Raw genomic sequence first — 21278 nt, 5'->3', positions numbered from 1 at the left:
ATTGCGGCCACTCACTAAAGTCGGATTACTCAGCAGGTTCCGGAGCCAGGTCCGGCTCCCGCTCATCTTCGGTAGGCAGAAGAGCAGCTGCTGAAAGCGCCGTCACAGCCAGAGCCCCCAGGATCAGAAACAGCCACTCGAAGTCGCCGGTCACGCTGTAGACCCACGCGAGCAAAGGTACCGCTCCGGCCGATACCCCGAGCGTCAGCAGGAACTTCACACCAAAGGCAGTGCCTCTCCATGCCGGCGGCGTGAAACGGGCGAACAGAGCGTTCTCTGTCGGAACGGCGATGGTGTTCGACAGCACCATGCAAATCGCGACCGGGAACAGCAACCAGCCGTCAAGCGAAGCCACGATCACCAGCAGCGGGACTTGCAGGACCCAGGCGGTGACATAGACCCGCTTCTTGTTGAACTTGTCAGCAAGCCATCCTCCGGCGATTTGTGCTCCGCCGGAGCAGAAGTAGATCGCCGACACAAGCAGGCCGATCCCGACAAGCCCCTCGCCCGAGCCAAGACGATCCTCGAACAGCTTCGGGAGTGCAAATGATGTCGCCTGGTAGATCAGCCCCGAACAGCACACTGTCACAGCGAGGGCCAGCGCACCACGCCGCATATCCTTGCGCGTGGTCTCAGAGGCCGTGGGAGCCCCCTTGCGGGTGTCTCGCTCGATCCACCCCTTCCAGACGCCCACGGCCAGGAACACGCCGGTCAGGACGCAGATGATCCCCGGAAGGATGAAGGCCAGGCGCCATGATCCGAGATCCGAGAGCAAAGCGGCGATCAGCGGAGCGGAGCCCACTCCCAGACTGCCGAAAACACCGTTGATCCCGAGCGCCTTGCCGCGATTGGTGACGTGCCGGACAACCCAGGCGATGCCAACCGGATGATAGATCGCCGCGAAAAAGCCGATCGCCGTCAGACCTGCCGCAATCTGGAACAAGGAGGTCGCAAATCCCGTGAGGATCGACATCGAGCCGGTGCCGAGAAAGAACACCACCATCATCCCCGTCGCGCTCCAACGGTCCCCAAGGTACCCGGCCGGAATGGCGCAGAGCCCGAACAGCAGGTTTCCGAGGAACATCAGCCCGATAAGCTCATGATACGGCGCATTGAAGACCGGTTGCAGAGCAATCACGGCTGTCGGATAGAGCAGCATGAAGAAATGCGAATAGAAATGCCCGATGCTTGAAAAGCCGAGTGACAGGCGATCCGAGAGAGGATTCATGGCGATGGTTCCACGAAAGTATGAACGGCCAATCGTCGCAGTAAGGCGATGGCCCCACAACTCTTCTTTGTGCATTTGACTCATTCCAGCAGGCATTTACGATACCGTCTGACTTGCCCGAAAGTCGGGCTGCCGGGAGCCATGACAATGCCCACTGCATCCGACACATCGTCATCAGCCAGGGACAAGCGTCCGACAAAGGCGCAGATTTCCTGGCTCACACGCGGTCTCGAGGAGCCGGGCGGGAAGCTGCCCCTCTTCACGACAGAGGGGCAAAGGGTCAACGATCGCATGGTACGGTCCTGCCTGGACCATGGCTGGGCCGAACCCTGGTTCGAGAATCCACTGAAGCCGAACTGGCTCGTCTGTAAAATCACCGATCAGGGCCGCGCCGTCCTTAACGGAAGCAACACAAGCTAGGTGCCGTTGAGAATACGCTCGCAAACCTGAACGAGCGGCTTTCAAACCGCTTGGGGAGACGGAATGACCCTTGAGGAATATCTGAGCACCATAATCGACAGCAAACCCGATCAATGGCGCGCCTCGAACGTTCCGACCTTCATGCACCGCATCGTTCCGTCCCGCACACCTGGCTCGGACTTCGAGTTGCAGGAACACAATATGCTGCTGAATTTCACCGAGGACATCAGGTTTTCAATGGCCTGGGGGCTGGTCGCGAACAAGAACTACAATGAGCCCTGGTTGGCCAAACTGGCGAACAAACGAGGCGATACCGTCATCCTCGACTTCCTGTTCAACGGCGCACTGGTCTATCGGGAAAAGCTGATCGCCGTCGACAACTGGCGCTGCATTCTGCCGCAGCCGCTGAATGCGGATACACCGCCCTACAAGGTCCCGGAACGGCGCATGCAGATAGCCAAGCTGGTGCATAGCCTGGTTGGCCCGGACACCAGTTTCAGCACTTATTTCAAGCGTGTCGGCATGGTTCCGGCGGACATATCGTGGCCATAAGGCCAGCCAGCCGCAGATCCATTCCCGATTTTTGAAGAGATTTGGTCGGAGCGGCGGGATTCGAACCCACGACCCCTTCACCCCCAGTGAAGTGCGCTACCAGGCTGCGCTACGCTCCGACCGATCTGGAGGGGTTTCTCTAGCCCGTCGGACAGCCGGACGCAAGCGCCTTCGCATCCTCGCAGTTCATCAAGCGTGTCCGTGTTTAACGGCGCACCTTGTCGAGAGCTTTCTTCAAGGATTGCAGCTCACCAAGAGCCACCCGGACCTCTTGTAATGCGTCCGTGCCGATCGGAGCTGACTCCGCCTCTGAGGCTTCCTGAATAGCTGCTTCAAGCGGCAGGGTAGGTTCCGCTTCCTCGCCTGCACGTGCGGCGGACGGTCCCGGAATTTCCGGATCGTACTCGCCACCTTCATCGTGCCTGAGGGCTGCACGGGCGCCGCCATCCTTAAGCAGCTTCTGGACGCCCTTGATGGTGTAGCCATCTTGATACAGCAACGTGCGGATGCGTCGCAGCAGATCGACATCTTCCGGTCGATAATAGCGGCGTCCGCCGCCGCGTTTCAGCGGCCGCACCTGCGAGAACTTGGTTTCCCAGAAACGGAGGACGTGCGGCGGCACTTCCAGATCGTCGGCAACCTCGCTGATCGTACGAAAAGCGGAAGCCGACTTGCCGTTTCTACGAGTCCCAGTGCTTTGATGGTCGGTCTGCATAGCCATAAGGCGTCATGCCTCCGTACTCACCCGGCGTCGCCGCCAAGCCCTTCGTTGATCCGATTCTTGAGGACGTGGGAAGGCCTGAAGACCAGCACTTTACGCGGCAGGATCGGAACTTCCTCACCGGTCTTTGGATTTCGACCGATACGCTCCCCTTTCTGGCGGACCAGAAAGCTACCGAATGATGAGATCTTGACCACCTCGTCGCGAGACAAGGATTGCGCGATTTCCTCGAGAACAGATTCAACCAGCTCGGCAGACTCATTACGAGAAAGACCGACTTCCTGATACACTGCCTCGCTCAATTGAGCCCGTGTAACCGTCTTACCAGTCATTGCCACCCCCATCCTAGAGCGTCCAAAGTATCGTGGAAATTTGAGACAGTCAATTAATCTACTTATTACAGGAATTTGGAGCGGTTTTCTTAACTAATTTCGAACCGCACGAAGTCCAAAATCATGCTGCGGGAAAGCGTTTTCGAATCGGGCTCTACCACACTGATTTGACAGTGAATTACGGCATCAACCACACCGTTCGACAAGACAATTTCCGATAGATTATAGACCGCTATGCGGGATTCACGGCGTGCCGATTCGAACCAGTCCGGCGCCCCACACGAGCCCCCCGCCGATTGCTTCAAATAGCACCAGATCGCCATTCTTCACGCGACCGTCGACGACGGCTTCCGTCAGTGCGAGAGGCACAGAAGCAGCCGAGGTATTGGCATGCCGGCTGATCGTCGAGACGACCTTCTCTTCCGGCAGTTTCATTTTCTGCGCCATGCTCTTGATAATGCGGCTGTTTGCCTGATGCGGGATCAGCCAGTCAACCGCCGCGGAGTCCAGCCCGTTAGCCGCAAGCGCCTCATCGATCACGCCGGACAGTTTCGAAACTGCATGCCTGAACACTTCCTGGCCTGCCATGCGAACATGACCGACTGTCTGGCTCGATGATGGTCCGCCATCGACATAGAGAACGTCGCGATGCCGGCCGTCGGAGTGCAGATGCGTCGACATCACTCCGAAATCGCTTTTCGCCTCGCCGTCTTCCGCCGCTCTCAGCACGATGGCGCCGGCACCGTCGCCGAAGAGAACGCAGGTCGTGCGGTCTTCCCAGTCGAGAATACGGCTGAAAGTCTCCGCACCGATCACCAGCACAGCGCGTGCCTGGCCCGCCTTGATGAAATTGTCCGCCGTCGCCAGCGCGTAGATGAATCCGGCACACACCGCCTGTAAATCGAAAGCCGCGCCATGGTCCATGCCGAGCTTGGCCTGCACCTTCGTTGCCGTCGACGGGAAGGTATCGTCTGGTGTCGTGGTCGCGACGATAATCAGATCAATGTCGTCGATGGTCATCTCGGCGCGCTGAAGCGCGTCCCGTGCGGCATTCACCGCAAGGTCGGAAGTGGTTTCATCATCCGCCGCAATATGACGCTGCTTGATCCCTGTCCGCTTCGTAATCCACTCATCGGAGGTATCAACGGTCTTGGAGAGTTCGTCATTCGTCACGATCCGCTGCGGCAAATAAGAGCCGCAGCCGACCAGCAGAGACTTTTTCAGGGTCATGAAGCTACCGATGTCTGGCGTGTCAGGGCCGCGCTTTCGGAATCTCCGTAGAGCGCGATCTCTTCTTTTACTTTGTCCAGGAAGTCATAACGGCACATATCGGCAGCCACGCAAACAGCGTTGGCGAAACCGAACTCATCGGTGCCGCCATGGCTCTTTACACTGATGCCATTCAGGCCGAGGAAAACGGCGCCGTTGTAACGCCTGGGATCAAGCCGCTTGCGCATCTGTTCCAGCGCACCACGGCACAGCAGATAGCCAATACGGGCAGACCAGGAGGAGCGAAACGCATCGCGCAGGAACTGCGTGATCATCCGCGACGTTCCTTCGGCTGTCTTCAGCGCGATATTCCCGGAAAACCCGTCCGTGACGATCACGTCGACTGTTCCGGCCGTAATGTCATCGCCTTCAACAAAGCCGATATATTCGAAATTTTCCGACTTGGTCTCACGCAGCTTGGCTGCCGCGCCGCGCACTGCTTCGCTGCCTTTTTGCTCTTCACTGCCGACATTCAGCAGGCCGACAGTCGGCTTGTTGAGGCCGAGGACCATCCGGGAGAAGATCTCTCCCATCAGAGCAAACTGGAACAGGTTCTCCGCATCGCAATCGACATTGGCTCCGAGATCCAGCATGCAGGTCTCGCCCCGTTTGGTCGGGAAGAAACTCGCGATCGCCGGTCGCTCGATGCCCGGACACATACGGAGCACGAATTTCGACATGGCCATCAGCGCGCCGGTATTGCCGGCGGACACGATCCCGTTCGCCGCGCCTTCGGCGACCTGGTTGATCGCTATGCGCATGCTTGACGTCCGGCCAGACCGCAGCGCCACGGACGGTTTTTCCGAGGCACCGACTTCCTTGTCCGTATGGATCAGCGTGTAGTTGCTGTTGCGCAACCGTTTGGTCTTCTCGATCAGCGGGCGCACCTTTGCTTCGTCGCCGACCAAAATCAATTTGAGGTCAGGCAACCGCTCGAGAGCGATATCCGCTCCACGAACAACAATATCAGGCGCGTTATCGCCGCCCATGGCGTCCAGGGCGAGTGTTGGACCGTCTACCATATGTTCGACATCATCCGGGCTGAAGACGCAGCCGACACGGCGCGTTTCGAAACCTCTCGGCAATTAACCTTCCACATAGACGCTCCACGGGAAGGCAGGTGATCGAGGGTCATATGCAATGGTTCACAAAAATTCAATATTTTTAGTCCCCATTCCGCAATCGGTCCCGCATTTCGGACAAGACCAAGAACGGGTTTTGCTCTGCTTCCTCTGCATCCTTGTCTGCCCAGATGACACCATCCGGGGCATCTGTTTCTTCCGGTTTTCTCGGATGCTCCTCTAGCAGCAGAGCTAAATTCTGGGAGAGTACCTCGCCCAGGTCAAACCCGCCGTCCTCGATCACCCCCATATTTTCGTCATCCGGTGTGAGTTCGATTTCCGTATCCGTTTCCAGTGCCACCTCGCCACTCAGGATTTCCGAAAAAGATTCTTCGATAACGGCATCGAACGGCTCGAGCGAAACCACGGACCGATAAGAAAGCTGTGCCGAAATCGTGCCCTCGATGCGCACAGCTCTATCACGCGCCAAGCGTTCGACCTTCACTTTGGCCCCGAGCTCCGAGATGCCAGGCAACCCGAAGCGCGTCGCCAAGGCTTGCAGTTCCTCAGGCGAGGCTTCGATATCGATATGTGTGACCCGTTTCTTCAGGTCCTTAATTCGGACCGGGCGGGAGAGTTCTATGTTCTGTGTGTTTTCCATGGGACGCGCACAATATGCTCCGGGACGCCGCCCCTCAAGACCTACAAAGAGAACGGCTATCCGGGCTCGGCGATTTACGCCGCGTCAAAGGTTATCTTACCGGATATAATTTCCGTTGAGGAAAGCATATCAAGATGCGCAGCCTGCCGCTGCACATAGCCAGCCATGGTTATGCTTTCACGCTCTGCCTCGGGCAAGCCGCGGTACAGGTTACGATGCAGGGCTTCGGCAAGTTGTTGGCCGTCGTCACTCTCCGCCGCTGCAAGACCAAGCCGATAAGCATCGAGCCGGCCGTAGAACGCCTTGCCCATCTGCTTCACTTTCTTGCCGACCGACATGTCGCTGACGCCGATTTCCCGCAGGGACTGGTCAAGATCAACGAACAGTGTATCGAACAATGCCTGCGAAAAGCGTTCCGATTCGGCCCGGTCCCGCTGCAAACGGAGCAGAACAAGCGCCGCGTGCAGCACCAGCAGATCAAACCGCCCGTCCAGAGTGTCGGGAACGCCGTACCGGGTATAGAAATCAGGCTGCCGCGCCTGCTGAATGATAGCCTGATAGGCTTCCGTCGCTGCGTCGGAGACTTCATCGCGCTTAAAAAACTTGCTGAACACGCAGAGACTTCCAATTCTTGTTTGCATTGGCCGCAAAATGGCGGTGCGGGCCTCCGTCGTCAACGTCGGCTAAGAGGAATGTTGACCTCGGCCCCTGCGGTGCCCAAATTGTCGCCAGAATGCCGGGCAGCGCAGCCGTCCCAAGCGTAAGCGCAAATTTAACGGCAGCGCGCTATCCCAGGCAATGACGAGACGTAACGGAGACAGTGAGTGAGCCGCATTCCGTTCTGGCGCACCGGACTCGCCTTCCCCCTGATTGCTATGGTGCTTCTGGCTTGCACCCCCAGGGTCGAGATTCACGGTAATCTGGTCGATATAGACAATCTCGCGGCCATTGAGCCGGGAAAGAGCGACAAGGGGCGTGTGCTCGCTCTGCTCGGCTCCCCTTCGACCGAAAGTGAATACGGCCAGGAAACCTGGATGTATATCGCCAGGCATACTGAGCAGACAGCTTTCTTCGCCGAGGAAGTCGTTGAGCAACGGGTGATCTATATCGCCTTCGATGAAACCGGCGTCGTCGACAGCATCGGCCGGCTCAATAAGGAAGACGGCAAGAAGATCGAATATGTAAACCGGCAGACGGAAACTGCCGGGCAGAAGATTTCGTTTTTGCAGCAGCTGTTTGGCAATATCGGACGCTTCAACCAGGAAGTGAACCAATAGCTGAAACGTCAAAGGCCCCGCAGAAACGGGGCCTTTGCGTCTCATGTCGTCCTAGAAGCCTCAGGTGGCGAGTGCCGCTAGCAGCAGCAGCGCCACAATATTGGCAATCTTGATCATCGGATTCACCGCAGGACCGGCAGTATCCTTGTAAGGATCGCCGACCGTATCGCCCGTCACGGCGGCCTTGTGGGCTTCCGAGCCCTTGCCGCCATGATTACCGTCCTCGATATACTTCTTCGCATTGTCCCAGGCACCGCCACCAGCAGTCATGGAGATGGCGACGAAGATCCCGGTAACGATGGTCCCCAGCAGCATGGCGCCAACCGCAGTGAAGGCCGCGCCCTGTCCGCCAATGAGATTGAACACGAAGTAGACCACGACCGGAGCCAGCACAGGCAGCAGCGACGGGATGATCATTTCTCTGATTGCAGCTTTCGTCAGCATGTCGACCGCCCGGCCATATTCAGGCTTTTCCGTGCCCTTCATAATCCCCGGATGCTCGCGGAACTGACGCCGTACTTCTTCAACCACGGCTCCCCCAGCCCGGCCAACCGCCTGCATGCCAAGCGCACCGAACAGGTACGGCAGCAGACCACCGATGAAGAGGCCAACGACGACATAGGGATCCTGCAACTCGAACTTGACGTTCAGTTCGGGGAAATAGTGCGCCAGATCCTCGGTGAAGGCCGCAAACAACACCAGGGCTGCAAGACCGGCGGAGCCGATCGCGTAGCCCTTGGTCACTGCCTTGGTAGTATTGCCGACTGCGTCCAGCGCATCCGTGATCTCGCGCACCTCAGGTGGCAAGTCCGCCATCTCCGCGATACCGCCGGCATTGTCCGTCACCGGACCGTAGGCATCGAGCGCAACGACCATGCCAGCAAGCGCCAGCATCGTGGTTGCCGCAATGCCAATGCCGAAGACACCGGCCAGCATGTGTGCCGCAATGATACCGCCGGAGATAATCAGAGCCGGAAGTGCCGTGGCCTCCATGGAAACCGCAAGTCCCTGGATCACATTGGTACCATGACCCGTTTCCGAGGATTTCGCGATTGATCGCACCGGACGGTATTCAGTCGACGTGTAATACTCAGTTACCCAAACAATGAGACCAGTGACGACAAGACCAACGATCGCGCAACCGAAGAGCGTTTTTCCGGTTACCTCCAGGCCGTTCTTCATGACCATCGCCGCGTCCCAGCCAAGCGTCTGGCTGATCACGCCGCCAATCAGGACCGCCGACAGAACGGCGCTGACGATAAAGCCCTTATAAAGCGCCTTCATGACCTTCTTGTCGGGTCCAAGCGTGACGAAGAAAGCACCGACCACGGATGCCAGAATGCAGACCGCGCCGATCAAGAGCGGGAAGGTCAGCATCAGGCTCATGGCCTCGCCGGTGAAGAAGATTGCCGCCAGCAGCATGGTCGCCACCACGGTCACCGCGTAGGTCTCGAACAGATCCGCCGCCATGCCCGCGCAGTCGCCGACATTGTCGCCAACATTATCAGCGATCACGGCCGGGTTCCGGGGATCGTCCTCGGGGATACCAGCCTCGACCTTACCGACCAGGTCAGCGCCGACATCGGCTCCCTTGGTGAAGATACCGCCGCCAAGGCGGGCGAAGATGGAAATCAGCGAGGCGCCAAAACTGAGAGCGACAAGTGCTTCCAAAATATGCCTGAGGCCTGCTTCCGTTCCTGCATCGTAGAAATTAAGCAGGACCGCATAGTACCCGGCAACGCCGAGCAGCCCGAGGCCGACGACAAGCATTCCGGTAATCGCGCCGGACTTGAAAGCTATGTTAAGAGCCGGAGCCATGCCAACGGTGGCGGCCTGTGTTGTCCGGACATTGGCACGCACGGAGACATGCATGCCGATGTAACCAGCGGCTCCGGACAGGATAGCTCCGATGATGAAGCCAACCGCGACTGTCATGCCAAGCGTCAGCCCGAGAATGACCGCGACAACGATTCCAACGATGCCGATGGTTGTATATTGCCGGTTAAGATACGCCGCCGCGCCTTCCTGGATCGCGCCTGCAATTTCCTGCATCCGTGCGGACCCGGCATCCGCGGCCAATACCGACCGGATAGCCCAAAGTCCATAGAGCAAGGCTGCCACCCCGCAAAGGACGACAAACGCCAAAGTTCCGCTCATATCGGAAACCCTTCTTTCCTCTTGTGCACATTTCCTCCCAGCAAGGCCCGGTCTTTACGCCGGGCTCCCGCTGGCACATCAAATCGAAGGGTGAAAAAGGCAGACAGCGGAAAGTATTTCGCCGGTCCCCGCCCCCACCTATCGAAGAGGTTGAAACCGTAGCAAAAAATCTAAGGCTGTAAAGCGAGTCTAACTGAATACGCAATTACATTTACGATGTTTACGCGCTAGCCCTTAGCCGCCAGAGAGCAATCGCGATCACTGAAGTGGCCAGCCCCAGCAATGGAAGCACGCCGTAATTTACAGCGTTCCAGCCAAAAGCATTCAGCAATGCACCCGACGCGAAGGATGAGGCCGTAACCGTTCCAAAGACTAGGAAATCGTTCAGCCCTTGTACCTTTGCCCGCTCTTCAGGCGTGTGGCATTCCGCAAGCAAAGACGTGCCGCCTACGAACATGAAATTCCAGCCTACACCAAGCAGCACGAGGCCGAGCCAAAACCGCTCGATTTCAATGCCGCTGATATTAACGCCAACCGCCCCCGTCAGAATGACAGCTCCCGCCAGCATGACCTGGCGGACACCGAATCGCTGGATCAATGAGCCCGTGAAGAAGGATGGCGCATACATAGCCAGAACGTGCCACTGAATGACAAAGGCCGCATCGCGGAACTCATATCCGCATCCCATGATCGCAAGCGGCGTCGCCGTCATGACGAAACTCATGACGCCGTAGCCGATCATCGCGCCGATAGCAGCCACCAGAAATGTCGGCTGACGGACAATGACGGAAAGCGGGCGGACATGAACGCCAACACCCGGCTTGGCCGCAGGCGGGATACGGACGAAATAGAGAAATGCGAAGGACAGTGCCTGGACACAGGCGACGATGATGAAACAACCGGCATAGATCACCGGCGTGAACAGGTCATAGGACCATTTCGAAAGCTCCGGTCCGACAAGCGCGGCAAAGACTCCGCCGGCCAAAACCAAAGAGATCGCCTTGCTTCGGAACCCCGGACTGGCAGTATCCGCGGCGGCATGCCGGTAGAACACGGCAAAGCCCTGAAAACACCCGATCATCATCGATCCGGCAGTGAAGATCAGGAAGCTCTTCTCGAAGATCCCGAAAAACGCGGTCAGTGCGCCCACGATGCCGACGGAGATACCAAGAGCGAAACCGGAACGGCGACCGATACGGCGCATCAGGAAAGACGCCGGCAATGTCGTCAGCATCGTTGCCGAGAATTGCAGGGCTAGCGGCACCGTAGACCAGGCCGGATCGGATGCCAGCTGCTGGCCGACGAGAGCCGTCACGGTCATGTTGACCGACATACCGGTCATGGCGAGCGCCTGGCAAATCGCCAACAGCACTACATTGCGAACCGTCGGATCGCGATCTTCAACAGCCGAGCTGGTCATGGTTTTCGCATTTCTTAGAAACGGGGACCGACTGGTAGCACGGCGTCAGCAAAGCGACCAGATCAGAGGAAACGCACAGACCGGCTCAGCCTTAGAGCGGCCGCTCGAAAACGTTCTGGAACAGAAGCTCGACAACGATCCCTTCGCCAACGACCTCCTCAATTTTCGCCAGGAGACGCTCTTTCAGGAAGCCCCGGTCGTTGACCCCGGGCTTGATCTCAAGCGAGGAAAGCGCATGCACATATTTCAGGATGGCATCAATGATCCGCAGTTTCTTTTGATTTATCAGTTCAAAGTCTGCACCGGGACGCACCTCGATCAGCAGATGCAGAACCAGAAAGCGATCCACCTGACCGTCCCGGATAATCGGAATACTCAACGGCTCAAGGTCGACCAACACGGTCACAGCCGGACGTTTCTCGACCTTTTCCTCCTCCGGAGGAACTTCCTTGCCCAGCATTTCCAGCACCATCGGCGGAAGCAATCCCGGGGCAAACATGGAGACGCCGAACACGCCGCCGCCGGCAAGTACGAGCAATAAGACAAGGATGACGACGATTTTCATGACTTCATTTAACCCGCGCGTCAGGCATGGGTATAGCCCCGCCGGTCCAGTGCCATGATTTTTCCGGCTGCATCCAGGACATCGACACCGCTGCCGGAGCGCATTTTTCCGATCCGGGTCAAAGGGAAACCGGTCTGGCCTGCAATGTCTGAGACAGTGTCGCGCGCAGCTTCCGGAGCAGTGAACAGCAACTCATAATCGTCTCCGCCGCTCACCAGATCCTCGGCAAGAACGGCACCGGTACGCACAAGTCTTTGCCCTAGTCCGGAGAACGGGACCAGAGACAGCCGGATTTCAGCACCACACCCGGAGACTTCGCAAATATGTCCGAGATCCTGGACCAAGCCATCCGACACATCGAGCCCGGCACTGGCCACCTCAAGCAGCCGCTGGCCAAGCTGCGGACGCGGCTGCGGGAGCAGATACCGGTCAGCCAGAATTGTGTGATCAGCCTCCGCGAGGTCGAAATCCTTGCCTTGCAGAACAGCCAGTCCGAGGAAAGAGTCCCCGATGGTACCCGACACATAAATATCGTCGCCCGGCTGTGCCCCGCCTCGCGTCAAGACCCGGTCGGCGGGAACCCAGCCGAATGCCGTTACTGAGATGGACAACGGTCCCGGTGTGGAAACACTGTCCCCTCCCAGTAACCTGATGCCGTATTCCGCATGATCGCTTGCCTGACCTCGGGCAAACTGCTCGATCCACGCTTCCGCATTCACCATGCCGCGCGGCAGAGCCAGCGTGATCGTGTAGCCATAAGGCTCAGCGCCCATGGCGGCAAGATCCGAGATATTGACCCTGAGAGCTTTACGCGCGACCCGGTCAGCCGGGTCGTCTTCCAGGAAATGAACGCCCGCAACCAGCGCATCCGCCGTGACGGCCATTCGCTTACCGGGTGGGGGTGTTACCAGTGCCGCATCGTCAGTCAGGCCGAGCGCGTCGCTCTGACCTTCGACGAGGGGAGAGAAAAAACGCGCAATACGCTCGAACTCGCCGAGCCTCGACACGCCTATTCGCTTTCGGAGCCGGACGGAGCGGCCCCCTTCTCATCCTCACGCACGGTGCGGGCGATCCGGTCCAGCACGCCATTGATGAAGCCCGGCTCCTTCTCCGAAAAGAACCCGTGCGCAACATCGACATATTCCGAGATCACGACGGCCGCCGGAACGTCGCCATGCGTCAGAAGCTCATGGGCGCCACACTCAAGGATATTCCGGACGATGGTCTCCAGACGGTCGATCGACCAGTCCTCGGACAAAGCCCCTGAAATAAGCCCGTCGACAGTCTCCAGATCCGACGTGACCCCAGCTGTGAGCCTCTCGTAAAAAGCAGCGTCGGCAGGGCCGAAACTCTCGTTCTCGGCACCGCCGGCAAGACGCAGCTCCTTGAATTCCGCAATCACACGCGGGGCCGGAATACCGGTAATAGCCATTTGATAGAGGCTCTGAACCGCGGCGAGACGTGCCGCCGTGCGACGCTGGCGTTCCGGGAGACGATCTTTGGAAGTTGTCATGTTTTTGCTCACTCGACACCGAAGCGGCGCTTCAACGCCACCAGCGCGAGGGCGGCTTGCACCGCATCCTTACCTTTGTTTTTCTTGTCGACTGCCGCGCGGGCCCATGCCTGATCCCGGTTCTCAACGGTCAGGATTCCATTACCGATGGAAAGCCCTTCCCAAAGCGCCAGATCCTGAAGTCCACGGGCGCTTTCGCCACAGACGTAATCGTAATGACTGGTCTCGCCGCGAATGACGCAGCCGAGCGCAACATAACCGGCATAGGGCTCACCGTCCGTGCGCTGTGAAGCGATGGCGATGGCAGCCGGAATTTCCAACGCGCCCGGGACCTCGATCCGGTCGAATTCCACGCCAGCTTCCTCGAGCGCCGCAATTGCGCCCTTCACCAGCTCATCCGCGATATCCTGATAGAAACGCGCTTCGACAATCAGAATGCGGCTCATGCGCCGGCTCCTTCGTCCCCGGTTTTAACGCCGCGCCGCTCGACCATGCTCAGACCGTAGCCCTCAAGGCCAACGATAGTGCGGTCGTGGTTGCTCAGCAAAATCATCTCGCGCACGCCGAGATCCAACAGGATCTGCGCACCGACACCGTAATCTCTCAACTCGTTTTCCGTCTTTTTGCCTTCGACCTCGGCCCGAAGCTTCCGGCGCACCCTGTCTGACAGCGCGGTTGCGGACGGCTCACGGATCAGGACGACAACGCCGGATCCTTCTTCGCCAATCTGGCGCATGGCGTTCTGCAATTCGCCACCCGCCCGTTTACCCGTCCGGTCGCCCAGAACATCTTCCATGATGCTGAGCGCATGCATGCGGACCAGCACCGGGTCGCCCTTCGTGATGTCGCCTTTCACCAGCGCGATATGTTCGGCATAGGTGATCTTGTTGACATAGACGATCATCCGCCAGTCACCGCCATACTCGCTGTCGAGCGTGGTTTCAACAGAGCGCTGGACAACGGATTCAGTCCGCCGGCGATATTCGATCAGGTCGGCAATCGTCCCGACCTTGAGCCCATGGAACTGGGCGAACTGAACCAGATCAGGCAACCGCGCCATGGTGCCGTCGTCATTCATGATTTCGCAGATCACCCCGGACGGGTTAAGCCCGGCCATCCGCGCGATGTCGACCACGGCTTCGGTATGCCCCGCGCGGACCAGCGTGCCTCCATCCCGAGCCATCAGCGGGAAGACATGCCCCGGGGTCACGATATCGTCCCGCGCCGATTTGGAATCGATGGCGACCTGAACGGTCCTGGCCCGGTCATGCGCCGAGATACCGGTCGTCACTCCTTCCCGCGCCTCGATGGACACGGTGAAGGCGGTTTCGTGCCGCGTACCATTGTTCGAGGACATCAGCGGCAGGCCGAGCTTCTCGATCCGCTCCCGCTCCATGGAGAGACAAATCAGGCCACGGCCATATTTGGCCATGAAGTTGATCGCCTCCGGCGTGGCCATCTGGGCCGGGATGCAGAGGTCGCCCTCGTTCTCGCGATCCTCGTCATCGACAAGGATGAACATGCGGCCCTGGCGCGCCTCCTCGACCACCTCCTCGATGGAGGAGAGAGCGGTGCGATAGAGCTCGCCGAGCGGTTCAGCCGTTTCAGTCATTCCGTGGTTCCCGGACGTCCAACAGGCGCGCAACATAGCGGGCAAGCATGTCGACTTCCATGTTCAATTGGTCGCCCGGCTTACGATCACTCAACGTGGTCTCTTTCCAGGTGTGATCGATGATGTTCACGCCGAACGTGTCGGCCGAAACTTCGTTTACGGTCAATGAGATACCATCGAGCGCGACAGAACCTTTCGAGGCAACGTAGGCCGCCAGTCCGGGGGCCGGTTTCAGCGTCACACGCCGGCTGTCACCCTCGCGAACAATGGAAACGATCTCCGCGAGCCCGTCGACATGCCCGCTGACGATATGCCCACCAAGCTCATCCCCGACCTTCAGAGCCCGCTCCAGATTGATCCGCGCGCCCTCTTTCCAGCCATCAAGATTGGTCTTGGAAAGAGTTTCGGACGAGACATCGGCAGCAAACCAGCCCTCCTCCTTGTCGACTACGGTGAGGCAGCAGCCGGAGCAGGCGATGGAAGCTCCGAGCGCAACACTGTCCATATCGAAGTCCGCCGATACGGTCATGCGCGTATCGCCGGATTTTTCGATACGGCGGACCGTACCGATATGCGTGATGATTCCTGTGAACATGGCCGTAACCTAGTTTCGACGGCGGTAGGTTTCCACCAGATCTTCACCCACGGACCTGACATAACGCCGTTCGAAACGCGGCATGAATTCGAGAAGCTCCAGACCGAGGTCACGCACGGCGCTAAGCCCGTCACCGCCGATGATGGCCGGGGCCCGAAACCAGACCAGTTCATCGACGCGTTCCTCGCGGACGAATGTGCTGGCAAGCTCGCCGCCGGATTCAACCATCAGCCGGGTTACGCCCCGGTCCGCGAGCAGGGCAAGAACGGCATCGAGGTTGAGCCGTCCGTCCTTGACCGCCATCCCTCCGGCGACATCGACACCAGCCGCCAACAGTACCTTCGCTTTCGGATCATCGGCATCAACCGCCGTGACAACGGTCGTCGGAATTTCATGCGCGGTCTCGACAACATTCTGGTCCGTGGTCAGCCGCAATCCGCCGTCAAGGATCACCCGGTCTGGCGAGCGTGCCATCAATCCCGGCAAACGACAGGTCAGCGCCGGATCGTCCGCCAAAACGGTCCCAATCCCGGTCATAATAGCGTCGTGACTGGCCCTGATCTGGTGCGATACTGCCCTGGCCCCCGCTCCGGTAATCCACTGGCTGCGGCCGTTCGCCAGCGCGACCTTGCCGTCTAGTGACGTCGCCAGCTTCAGGGTAACGAAGGGGCGTTTTTTGCGGATGCGGGTTATGAAGCCAAGGTTTAGCTCCTCAGCTTCTTTTTCCAGAACACCGGAGGCGACTTCGATCCCCGCATCGGTAAGCCGGGTATGCCCGGTTCCGTCGACTCTTGGATCCGGATCGCGCAAGGCATAGACAACCTTCGCCACGCCTGCCCCAATCAGAGCATCCGTGCATGGTGGAGACGCACCGTGATGGGCGCAAGGCTCGAGAGAAACATAGGCCGTCGCTCCACGGGCTGCGTCACCGGCATCGGCAAGGGCGACGGGCTCTGCGTGCGGACGTCCGCCGGGCTGGGTCCAGCCGCGCCCGACGATCCGGCCATCGCGGACGATGACGCAGCCAACCGACGGGTTCGGCGCAACCTGCCCGAGCCCACGCCTGGCCAGCGCCAGGGCATGCCGCATGAACGAGATATCTTGATCCATTGCTCCACGCTCCCGTCATGACCCCAGCCCGAGGACCAAGCCTTCGGGCTGAACCCAGACGCCGGGCGGCGAGGACCGTCAGTCGTCGCCGTCGTGACTGATTTCTTCGACGAATTCCTCGAAGTCTTTGGCTTCACGGAAGTTCTTGTAGACCGACGCGAACCGGACATAGGCGACCTGATCCAGGTTGGCCAAAGACTCCATGACCATCTGCCCGATCACTTCGGATGGTATTTCCGCCTCGCCCATACTTTCCAGACGCCTGACGATGCTGGTTACCATCCGCTCGATGCGTTCCGGGTCGACCGGACGCTTGCGCATCGAGATCTGGACGGACCGGACCAGTTTGTCCCGATCGAAGGGCGCCCGCTTGCCCGTCTTCTTGACCACGGTCAGCTCACGGAGCTGAACCCGTTCAAAGGTTGTGAAGCGAGCACCGCAGGCCGGGCAGAACCGGCGCCGCCGAATTGCCGCATGGTCTTCCGTCGGACGGGAGTCCTTCACCTGAGTATCGGTGTGGCCGCAAAACGGACAACGCATGGTCTTCCCCCTTCAATCAGTCAACTGGCGGCGGCCTCCCCTGGCCGCATCGCCGGATTTAGTAGATCGGGAACCGATCACACAGCACACGGACATGCTCCCTGACCTTTTCTTCGGTCAGCGAGCTGTCATCCGGGTTTTGCGCTACAGCATCCAGAACGTCTCCGATCAGGTTTCCGATTTCCTGGAATTCCGCCACGCCGAAGCCACGGGTGGTACCCGCCGGCGTGCCAAGACGCACCCCGGAGGTGATCATCGGCTTTTCCGGATCGAACGGAACACCGTTTTTGTTACATGTAATGCTGGCCCGCTCGAGAGCGGCTTCCGCCACCTTGCCCGTCAGGCCTTTCGGACGCAGATCGACAAGCAGGACATGGGTGTCCGTGCCGCCGGAGACGATATCCAGACCGCGTGCCTTCAGGACCTCACCGAGCGCTTTCGCGTTCTCGACGACCTGGCGGGAATAGGCCTTGAATTCCGGTGTCAGCGCTTCGGCGAAAGACACCGCCTTGGCTGCAATCACATGCATCAGCGGGCCACCCTGAAGACCAGGGAATACCGCCGAGTTGATCTTCTTGCCGATATCCGGATCGTTCGAAAGGATCATGCCGCCACGCGGACCGCGCAGCGTCTTGTGCGTTGTCGTCGTGACCACATGGGCATGGGGCAGCGGGCTCGGATGCGCACCGCCGGCGACGAGACCGGCGAAATGCGCCATGTCGACGTGGAAATAGGCGCCGACGGAATCGGCGATCTCACGGAAGCGCTTGAAATCGATCTCGCGCGGATAAGCGGAGCCGCCGGCGATGATCAGCTTCGGCTTGTGCTCTTCGGCAAGCGCCTTGACCTGATCGAAGTCGATCTGCGCGTCTTCCTTGCGCACACCATACTGGACAGCCTTGAACCATTTACCGGACAGGTTCGGCGGCGCGCCGTGGGTCAGGTGGCCACCGGCCGCAAGAGACAGGCCCATGACTGTATCGCCCGGCTCGACCAGTGCCAGCATGACCGCCTGGTTCGCCTGCGCGCCGGAATGCGGCTGCACGTTGGCGAAGCTGCAATCAAACAGCTTGCAGGCGCGCTCGATGGCCAGGGCCTCGGCCTTGTCGACAAATTCGCAGCCGCCGTAATAGCGGCGACCAGGGTAACCCTCGGCATATTTGTTCGTCAGAACAGAGCCTTGGGCTTCCAACACCGCGCGGGAGACGATGTTCTCGGAGGCGATCAGCTCGATCTGGTCCTTCTGCCGCTCCAGCTCCTCGGTGATCGCGCCATAAACGGCCGGGTCACTTTCGGACAAGGGCGTCGCAAAGAAAGGGTTATCAGTTGTGCTCGTTTCAAAGGCGGACATGACAGCTCCTGTTCGTATCCCGCAATGCAACGTGGCCTACTCGCTCAGACATCGCAGTGCAAGGACGTGATTTACGCGCTCTCGGCAAACCCGAGTTTGTCGACGCGACGTTGATGCCGCCCGCCTTCGAAATCTGTTGCGAGAAAGACATCAACACAGTCTTTCGCGACTTCCTCACCAATCAGTCGCGCGCCGAGTGCCAAAACGTTGGCATCATTGTGCAGTCGGCAGAGCCGTGCCGAGGTGACGTCGTGACAAAGGGCCGCGCGCACCCAGTCGTGCCGGTTCGCAGCGATGCTTATGCCAATTCCCGAACCGCACACGACGATCCCGCGGGACGCCTTGCCCTGTTTCAGGCCCTGAGCGACCGCAGCCCCGAAATCCGGATAATCGACCGACTCCGCGCCGTTTGTACCAACGTCGACGACCTCCCACCCTTTTTCTTCGAGGTGAGCTACCAATACTTGTTTCAGAGAATACCCTGCGTGATCCGAACCGATCACGATCGCGTTATCTGTCATTACCTGTCAGGCTCGCAGTTCCACTAAGCAGAGTACCTACTATATACGCGGCGTGAAGACCAGCGAACCACTATTTACGCGCCTGACACGACGTCGACAAACGCAAGAATATTATCTAGAGCCGTAAAATATTCATTGAAAAATTTTGACCGCGTATTCCAAAAAGAAGCTGTTTTAATAAACCGCAGGAATTCACTGTATATGAATTCAGGATTTGGAAAACTGAACGCTGCATTATTTCTTGACAACTATTTCGCCCGGGACAATGTTCCGAGGACACCTTAATCAAGATAATGTTAAATATCGGATCTAGAAATGACCGACGAACCCCGTGAAGACAATCTGGACTCTTCTGAACTACTTCGTATGACCACGGATGTTGTATCCGCGTATCTCGGAAATAACACTGTGGCAGCGTCGCAGATTTCGGAGGTTATCAGCACGGTTCACGAGGCGCTCACGCGTCTCAATACTGAGGTTGGCGAACCGGAAGCCGAGCCGGCAAAACCGGCAGTGCCAATCCGCCGATCGATTACCCCGGAATACATCATCTGCCTCGAAGATGGCAAACGCCTCAAAATGCTGAAGCGTCACCTCCGGACGACCTACAACATGACTCCGGAAGAGTACCGTGCCAAATGGGGCCTGCCGGCAGACTACCCGATGGTCGCACCGAATTACGCCGCTCAGCGGTCGGAATTCGCCAAAAAGATCGGCCTGGGACGCAACGCCGTCAAGCGCGGTGGTCGCAAGCGGAAGACTGCCTGATCGCAAACAGCCTTTTATTGAAGAAGCGCCGGCATCGACCGGCGCTTTTTCTTTGCAGGCCTGCTGCTTGAGATAATCAGACGACTGTCCCTCGGCCACGCGGCTGCGTTTGGGCCTTCTTTTCGAGGACATATTTCAGCTTGCGCAACACCGCGTGCTTAAGACCCGCCTCGCCGCTGGCAGGATTACCAACAATCGAAACCTCAACCATGCTGACGGGATCGAAGGCACTGACCTTCACATAACTCCCGGATGGCAGAAATTCGATTATCACCCTTTGCTCGTTTAACTTTCGCGCCATCTCTCTTCCCGGCGGTAGTAGCCGTTCTTGCAAGTGCCGTGGAACGGCAACAGTGCCCCAACGGAAATTTGAAGCTGTAACCGCTTCGGCGTATATACCTCTGCAACAAATTCAGCAACTTTGGGAGTCTCCCCATGTCCGTCCAACCCGTTGTCGATGCCGCGAAGTCGGCCAAAGCCTCACGACCGCAATTCGACTGGGAAGATCCTCTCCTCCTCGAACAGGAATTGACCGAGGAAGAGCGGATGATCCGCGACGCCGCGCGCGCTTACTGTCAGGACAAACTGATGCCGCGGGTTCAGGAAGCCTTCCGGGACGAAGTCTTCCATCGCGAGATCATGAGCGAGATGGGTGAACTTGGCTTTCTCGGCTGTACCATCGAAGGCTATGGCTGCGCTGGTGTGAACCATGTCTGCTATGGCCTGATCGCCCGTGAAGTCGAGCGGGTCGACAGTGGTTACCGCTCGGCCATGAGCGTCCAGTCCAGCCTGGTGATGCACCCGATCTATGCCTATGGCAGCGAAGAGCAGAAGCAGAAGTATCTGCCGAAGCTCGCAACCGGTGAATGGGTCGGCTGCTTCGGCCTGACCGAGCCGGACCACGGCTCCGATCCGGGAAGCATGGTCACCCGCGCGAAAAGCGTCCAGGGCGGCTATCTGCTGAATGGCGCGAAAATGTGGATCACCAACTCGCCGATCGCCGACGTCTTCGTCGTCTGGGCAAAAACCGATGACGGCCAGATCCGCGGCTTCGTCCTTGAAAAAGGCATGAAGGGCCTAACCGCGCCCAAGATTGAGGGCAAGTTCTCCCTGCGCGCTTCCGTCACCGGCGAGATCGTCATGGATAATGTCGAGATCCCGGAAGAGAACATGCTGCCGAACGTCTCCGGCCTGAAAGGCCCGTTCGGTTGCCTGAACAAAGCCCGCTTCGGTATTTCATGGGGCGCCATCGGTGCCGCCGAGTTCTGCTGGCACCAGGCACGTCAGTACACGCTCGACCGCAAGCAGTTCGGCCGGCCGCTCGCCGCCAATCAGCTGATCCAGAAGAAGCTCGCCGACATGCAGACCGAGATCACACTCGGCTTACATGGCGCTCTGCGCCTCGGGCGGATGATGGACAGCGGCAATGGTGCGCCGGAAGCGATTTCGCTGATGAAACGGAACAATTGCGGCAAGTCTCTGGACATCGCCCGCGTCGCCCGCGACATGCATGGCGGCAACGGTGTCTCGGATGAGTATCACGTGATCCGTCACGTGGTGAACCTGGAGGCCGTGAACACCTACGAAGGCACCCACGATGTGCAT

The 21278-nt window shown here is 58.8% G+C and carries 25 protein-coding genes and 1 tRNA gene; 5 read left to right on the top strand and 21 right to left on the bottom strand.

The features are described 5' to 3' along the window. Positions 1-25: 25 nt before the first annotated feature. Entirely contained in the window at positions 26-1228 is a 1203-nt protein-coding gene (locus IG629_RS03435) for an MFS transporter (RefSeq protein WP_193170592.1), read from the bottom strand. A 147-nt stretch (positions 1229-1375) separates the two neighbouring features. Here IG629_RS03435 and IG629_RS03430 point away from each other — a divergent pair, with 147 nt between their 5' ends. Continuing rightward, a complete protein-coding gene (locus IG629_RS03430) occupies positions 1376-1648 on the top strand; it encodes a hypothetical protein (RefSeq protein WP_193170591.1) in 273 nt (90 codons plus the stop codon). 63 nt (positions 1649-1711) lie between these two features. Beyond that, on the top strand, positions 1712-2200 hold the full coding sequence (locus IG629_RS03425; protein ID WP_193170590.1) for a hypothetical protein: 489 nt from the start codon (positions 1712-1714) through the stop codon (positions 2198-2200). Positions 2201-2242: 42 nt separating this feature from the next. Here the strand turns inward: IG629_RS03425 and IG629_RS03420 are convergent. The 7 genes from IG629_RS03420 to IG629_RS03390 form a co-directional block, all read right to left on the bottom strand. After that, positions 2243-2319: transfer RNA gene (locus IG629_RS03420), tRNA-Pro, on the bottom strand. Positions 2320-2405: 86 nt separating this feature from the next. Beyond that, positions 2406-2921 (bottom strand): MerR family transcriptional regulator, encoded by a 516-nt coding sequence (locus IG629_RS03415; RefSeq protein WP_226886418.1) that lies wholly within the window; start codon positions 2919-2921, stop codon positions 2406-2408. A 20-nt stretch (positions 2922-2941) separates the two neighbouring features. Beyond that, on the bottom strand, positions 2942-3253 hold the full coding sequence (locus IG629_RS03410) for an integration host factor subunit alpha (protein WP_036553124.1): 312 nt from the start codon (positions 3251-3253) through the stop codon (positions 2942-2944). A gap of 243 nt (positions 3254-3496) precedes the next feature. Further along, positions 3497-4483, bottom strand: a complete 987-nt coding sequence (locus tag IG629_RS03405) for a beta-ketoacyl-ACP synthase III (RefSeq protein ID WP_193170589.1) — start codon at positions 4481-4483, stop codon at positions 3497-3499. Beyond that, positions 4480-5544: a phosphate acyltransferase PlsX gene (plsX, locus tag IG629_RS03400; RefSeq protein ID WP_193170768.1), complete on the bottom strand. Its 1065-nt coding sequence runs from the start codon at positions 5542-5544 to the stop codon at positions 4480-4482. Before plsX ends, IG629_RS03405 begins: the two co-directional genes overlap by 4 nt. A gap of 142 nt (positions 5545-5686) precedes the next feature. Further along, entirely contained in the window at positions 5687-6244 is a 558-nt protein-coding gene (locus IG629_RS03395; protein ID WP_193170588.1) for a YceD family protein, read from the bottom strand. Positions 6245-6318: 74 nt separating this feature from the next. Further along, entirely contained in the window at positions 6319-6858 is a 540-nt protein-coding gene (locus IG629_RS03390) for a ubiquinol-cytochrome C chaperone family protein (protein ID WP_319025001.1), read from the bottom strand. Positions 6859-7068: 210 nt separating this feature from the next. Here IG629_RS03390 and IG629_RS03385 point away from each other — a divergent pair, with 210 nt between their 5' ends. Further along, positions 7069-7521 (top strand): outer membrane protein assembly factor BamE, encoded by a 453-nt coding sequence (locus IG629_RS03385; protein ID WP_193170587.1) that lies wholly within the window; start codon positions 7069-7071, stop codon positions 7519-7521. Between the two features lie 60 nt (positions 7522-7581). Here the strand turns inward: IG629_RS03385 and IG629_RS03380 are convergent, their stop codons facing one another. The 12 genes from IG629_RS03380 to rpiB all read right to left on the bottom strand — a co-directional run bounded on the left by IG629_RS03380 (position 7582) and on the right by rpiB (position 18905). Further along, a complete protein-coding gene (locus IG629_RS03380) occupies positions 7582-9678 on the bottom strand; it encodes a sodium-translocating pyrophosphatase (RefSeq protein WP_193170586.1) in 2097 nt (698 codons plus the stop codon). A 220-nt stretch (positions 9679-9898) separates the two neighbouring features. Beyond that, complete coding sequence (locus IG629_RS03375; RefSeq protein WP_193170585.1) at positions 9899-11098, bottom strand: MFS transporter; 1200 nt, start codon at positions 11096-11098, stop codon at positions 9899-9901. 91 nt (positions 11099-11189) lie between these two features. Beyond that, entirely contained in the window at positions 11190-11663 is a 474-nt protein-coding gene (locus tag IG629_RS03370; protein WP_193170584.1) for a flagellar basal body-associated FliL family protein, read from the bottom strand. Between the two features lie 20 nt (positions 11664-11683). Beyond that, entirely contained in the window at positions 11684-12670 is a 987-nt protein-coding gene (gene thiL, locus IG629_RS03365; RefSeq protein ID WP_193170583.1) for a thiamine-phosphate kinase, read from the bottom strand. 2 nt (positions 12671-12672) lie between these two features. Continuing rightward, entirely contained in the window at positions 12673-13176 is a 504-nt protein-coding gene (gene nusB, locus IG629_RS03360; RefSeq protein WP_193170582.1) for a transcription antitermination factor NusB, read from the bottom strand. Positions 13177-13184: 8 nt separating this feature from the next. Beyond that, entirely contained in the window at positions 13185-13622 is a 438-nt protein-coding gene (locus IG629_RS03355) for a 6,7-dimethyl-8-ribityllumazine synthase (protein WP_193170581.1), read from the bottom strand. Further along, the gene (gene ribB, locus IG629_RS03350) at positions 13619-14788 is read right to left on the bottom strand and encodes a 3,4-dihydroxy-2-butanone-4-phosphate synthase (protein WP_193170580.1); all 1170 of its coding nucleotides are present in this window, start codon (positions 14786-14788) and stop codon (positions 13619-13621) included. Before ribB ends, IG629_RS03355 begins: the two co-directional genes overlap by 4 nt. Further along, positions 14781-15383 carry a riboflavin synthase gene (locus IG629_RS03345; RefSeq protein ID WP_193170579.1) on the bottom strand — a complete coding sequence of 201 codons (603 nt, stop codon included), beginning with the start codon at positions 15381-15383 and terminating at the stop codon, positions 14781-14783. The genes ribB and IG629_RS03345 overlap by 8 nt, the downstream gene beginning before the upstream one ends. 9 nt (positions 15384-15392) lie before the next feature. Further along, positions 15393-16493, bottom strand: coding sequence for a bifunctional diaminohydroxyphosphoribosylaminopyrimidine deaminase/5-amino-6-(5-phosphoribosylamino)uracil reductase RibD (ribD, locus tag IG629_RS03340; RefSeq protein WP_193170578.1), 1101 nt, complete (start codon positions 16491-16493; stop codon positions 15393-15395). A gap of 78 nt (positions 16494-16571) precedes the next feature. Continuing rightward, positions 16572-17033, bottom strand: a complete 462-nt coding sequence (gene nrdR / locus IG629_RS03335; RefSeq protein ID WP_028464858.1) for a transcriptional regulator NrdR — start codon at positions 17031-17033, stop codon at positions 16572-16574. Between the two features lie 58 nt (positions 17034-17091). Continuing rightward, positions 17092-18384, bottom strand: coding sequence for a serine hydroxymethyltransferase (gene glyA / locus IG629_RS03330; RefSeq protein WP_193170577.1), 1293 nt, complete (start codon positions 18382-18384; stop codon positions 17092-17094). Between the two features lie 71 nt (positions 18385-18455). After that, on the bottom strand, positions 18456-18905 hold the full coding sequence (rpiB, locus tag IG629_RS03325) for a ribose 5-phosphate isomerase B (protein WP_193170576.1): 450 nt from the start codon (positions 18903-18905) through the stop codon (positions 18456-18458). 315 nt (positions 18906-19220) lie between these two features. Between rpiB and IG629_RS03320 the strand changes: the two genes are divergently transcribed. Next, positions 19221-19673: a MucR family transcriptional regulator gene (locus tag IG629_RS03320; protein WP_193170575.1), complete on the top strand. Its 453-nt coding sequence runs from the start codon at positions 19221-19223 to the stop codon at positions 19671-19673. Positions 19674-19749: 76 nt separating this feature from the next. Here the strand turns inward: IG629_RS03320 and IG629_RS03315 are convergent, their stop codons facing one another. After that, the gene (locus tag IG629_RS03315; RefSeq protein ID WP_193170574.1) at positions 19750-19974 is read right to left on the bottom strand and encodes a DUF6898 family protein; all 225 of its coding nucleotides are present in this window, start codon (positions 19972-19974) and stop codon (positions 19750-19752) included. A 134-nt stretch (positions 19975-20108) separates the two neighbouring features. On the opposite strand from IG629_RS03315, the gene IG629_RS03310 reads away from it, so the two are divergent. Continuing rightward, positions 20109-21278, top strand: a 1170-nt coding sequence (locus IG629_RS03310) for an acyl-CoA dehydrogenase (protein WP_193170573.1), incomplete at its 3' end; no start/stop codon positions are given.

It is taken from the genome of Nisaea nitritireducens (genome assembly GCF_014904795.1).
Lineage (GTDB): Bacteria > Pseudomonadota > Alphaproteobacteria > Thalassobaculales > Thalassobaculaceae > Nisaea > Nisaea nitritireducens.
The sequence above is the reverse complement of the archived record's forward strand: the minus strand, read 5'-3'. Positions and strand labels throughout refer to the sequence as shown.

Excerpts from the sequence above, each read along its gene's own strand:
- IG629_RS03435 (WP_193170592.1), bottom strand. The coding sequence starts at position 1,228 with ATGAATCCTCTCTCGGATCGCCTGTCACTCGGCTTTTCAAGCATCGGG.
- IG629_RS03430 (WP_193170591.1), top strand. The coding sequence starts at position 1,376 with ATGCCCACTGCATCCGACACATCGTCATCAGCCAGGGACAAGCGTCCG.
- IG629_RS03425 (WP_193170590.1), top strand. The coding sequence starts at position 1,712 with ATGACCCTTGAGGAATATCTGAGCACCATAATCGACAGCAAACCCGAT.
- IG629_RS03415 (WP_226886418.1), bottom strand. The coding sequence starts at position 2,921 with ATGGCTATGCAGACCGACCATCAAAGCACTGGGACTCGTAGAAACGGC.
- IG629_RS03410 (WP_036553124.1), bottom strand. The coding sequence starts at position 3,253 with ATGACTGGTAAGACGGTTACACGGGCTCAATTGAGCGAGGCAGTGTAT.
- IG629_RS03405 (WP_193170589.1), bottom strand. The coding sequence starts at position 4,483 with ATGACCCTGAAAAAGTCTCTGCTGGTCGGCTGCGGCTCTTATTTGCCG.
- plsX (WP_193170768.1), bottom strand. The coding sequence starts at position 5,544 with ATGGTAGACGGTCCAACACTCGCCCTGGACGCCATGGGCGGCGATAAC.
- IG629_RS03395 (WP_193170588.1), bottom strand. The coding sequence starts at position 6,244 with ATGGAAAACACACAGAACATAGAACTCTCCCGCCCGGTCCGAATTAAG.
- IG629_RS03380 (WP_193170586.1), bottom strand. The coding sequence starts at position 9,678 with ATGAGCGGAACTTTGGCGTTTGTCGTCCTTTGCGGGGTGGCAGCCTTG.
- IG629_RS03375 (WP_193170585.1), bottom strand. The coding sequence starts at position 11,098 with ATGACCAGCTCGGCTGTTGAAGATCGCGATCCGACGGTTCGCAATGTA.
- IG629_RS03370 (WP_193170584.1), bottom strand. The coding sequence starts at position 11,663 with ATGAAAATCGTCGTCATCCTTGTCTTATTGCTCGTACTTGCCGGCGGC.
- nusB (WP_193170582.1), bottom strand. The coding sequence starts at position 13,176 with ATGACAACTTCCAAAGATCGTCTCCCGGAACGCCAGCGTCGCACGGCG.
- IG629_RS03355 (WP_193170581.1), bottom strand. The coding sequence starts at position 13,622 with ATGAGCCGCATTCTGATTGTCGAAGCGCGTTTCTATCAGGATATCGCG.
- ribB (WP_193170580.1), bottom strand. The coding sequence starts at position 14,788 with ATGACTGAAACGGCTGAACCGCTCGGCGAGCTCTATCGCACCGCTCTC.
- IG629_RS03345 (WP_193170579.1), bottom strand. The coding sequence starts at position 15,383 with ATGTTCACAGGAATCATCACGCATATCGGTACGGTCCGCCGTATCGAA.
- ribD (WP_193170578.1), bottom strand. The coding sequence starts at position 16,493 with ATGGATCAAGATATCTCGTTCATGCGGCATGCCCTGGCGCTGGCCAGG.
- nrdR (WP_028464858.1), bottom strand. The coding sequence starts at position 17,033 with ATGCGTTGTCCGTTTTGCGGCCACACCGATACTCAGGTGAAGGACTCC.
- glyA (WP_193170577.1), bottom strand. The coding sequence starts at position 18,384 with ATGTCCGCCTTTGAAACGAGCACAACTGATAACCCTTTCTTTGCGACG.
- rpiB (WP_193170576.1), bottom strand. The coding sequence starts at position 18,905 with ATGACAGATAACGCGATCGTGATCGGTTCGGATCACGCAGGGTATTCT.
- IG629_RS03320 (WP_193170575.1), top strand. The coding sequence starts at position 19,221 with ATGACCGACGAACCCCGTGAAGACAATCTGGACTCTTCTGAACTACTT.
- IG629_RS03315 (WP_193170574.1), bottom strand. The coding sequence starts at position 19,974 with ATGGCGCGAAAGTTAAACGAGCAAAGGGTGATAATCGAATTTCTGCCA.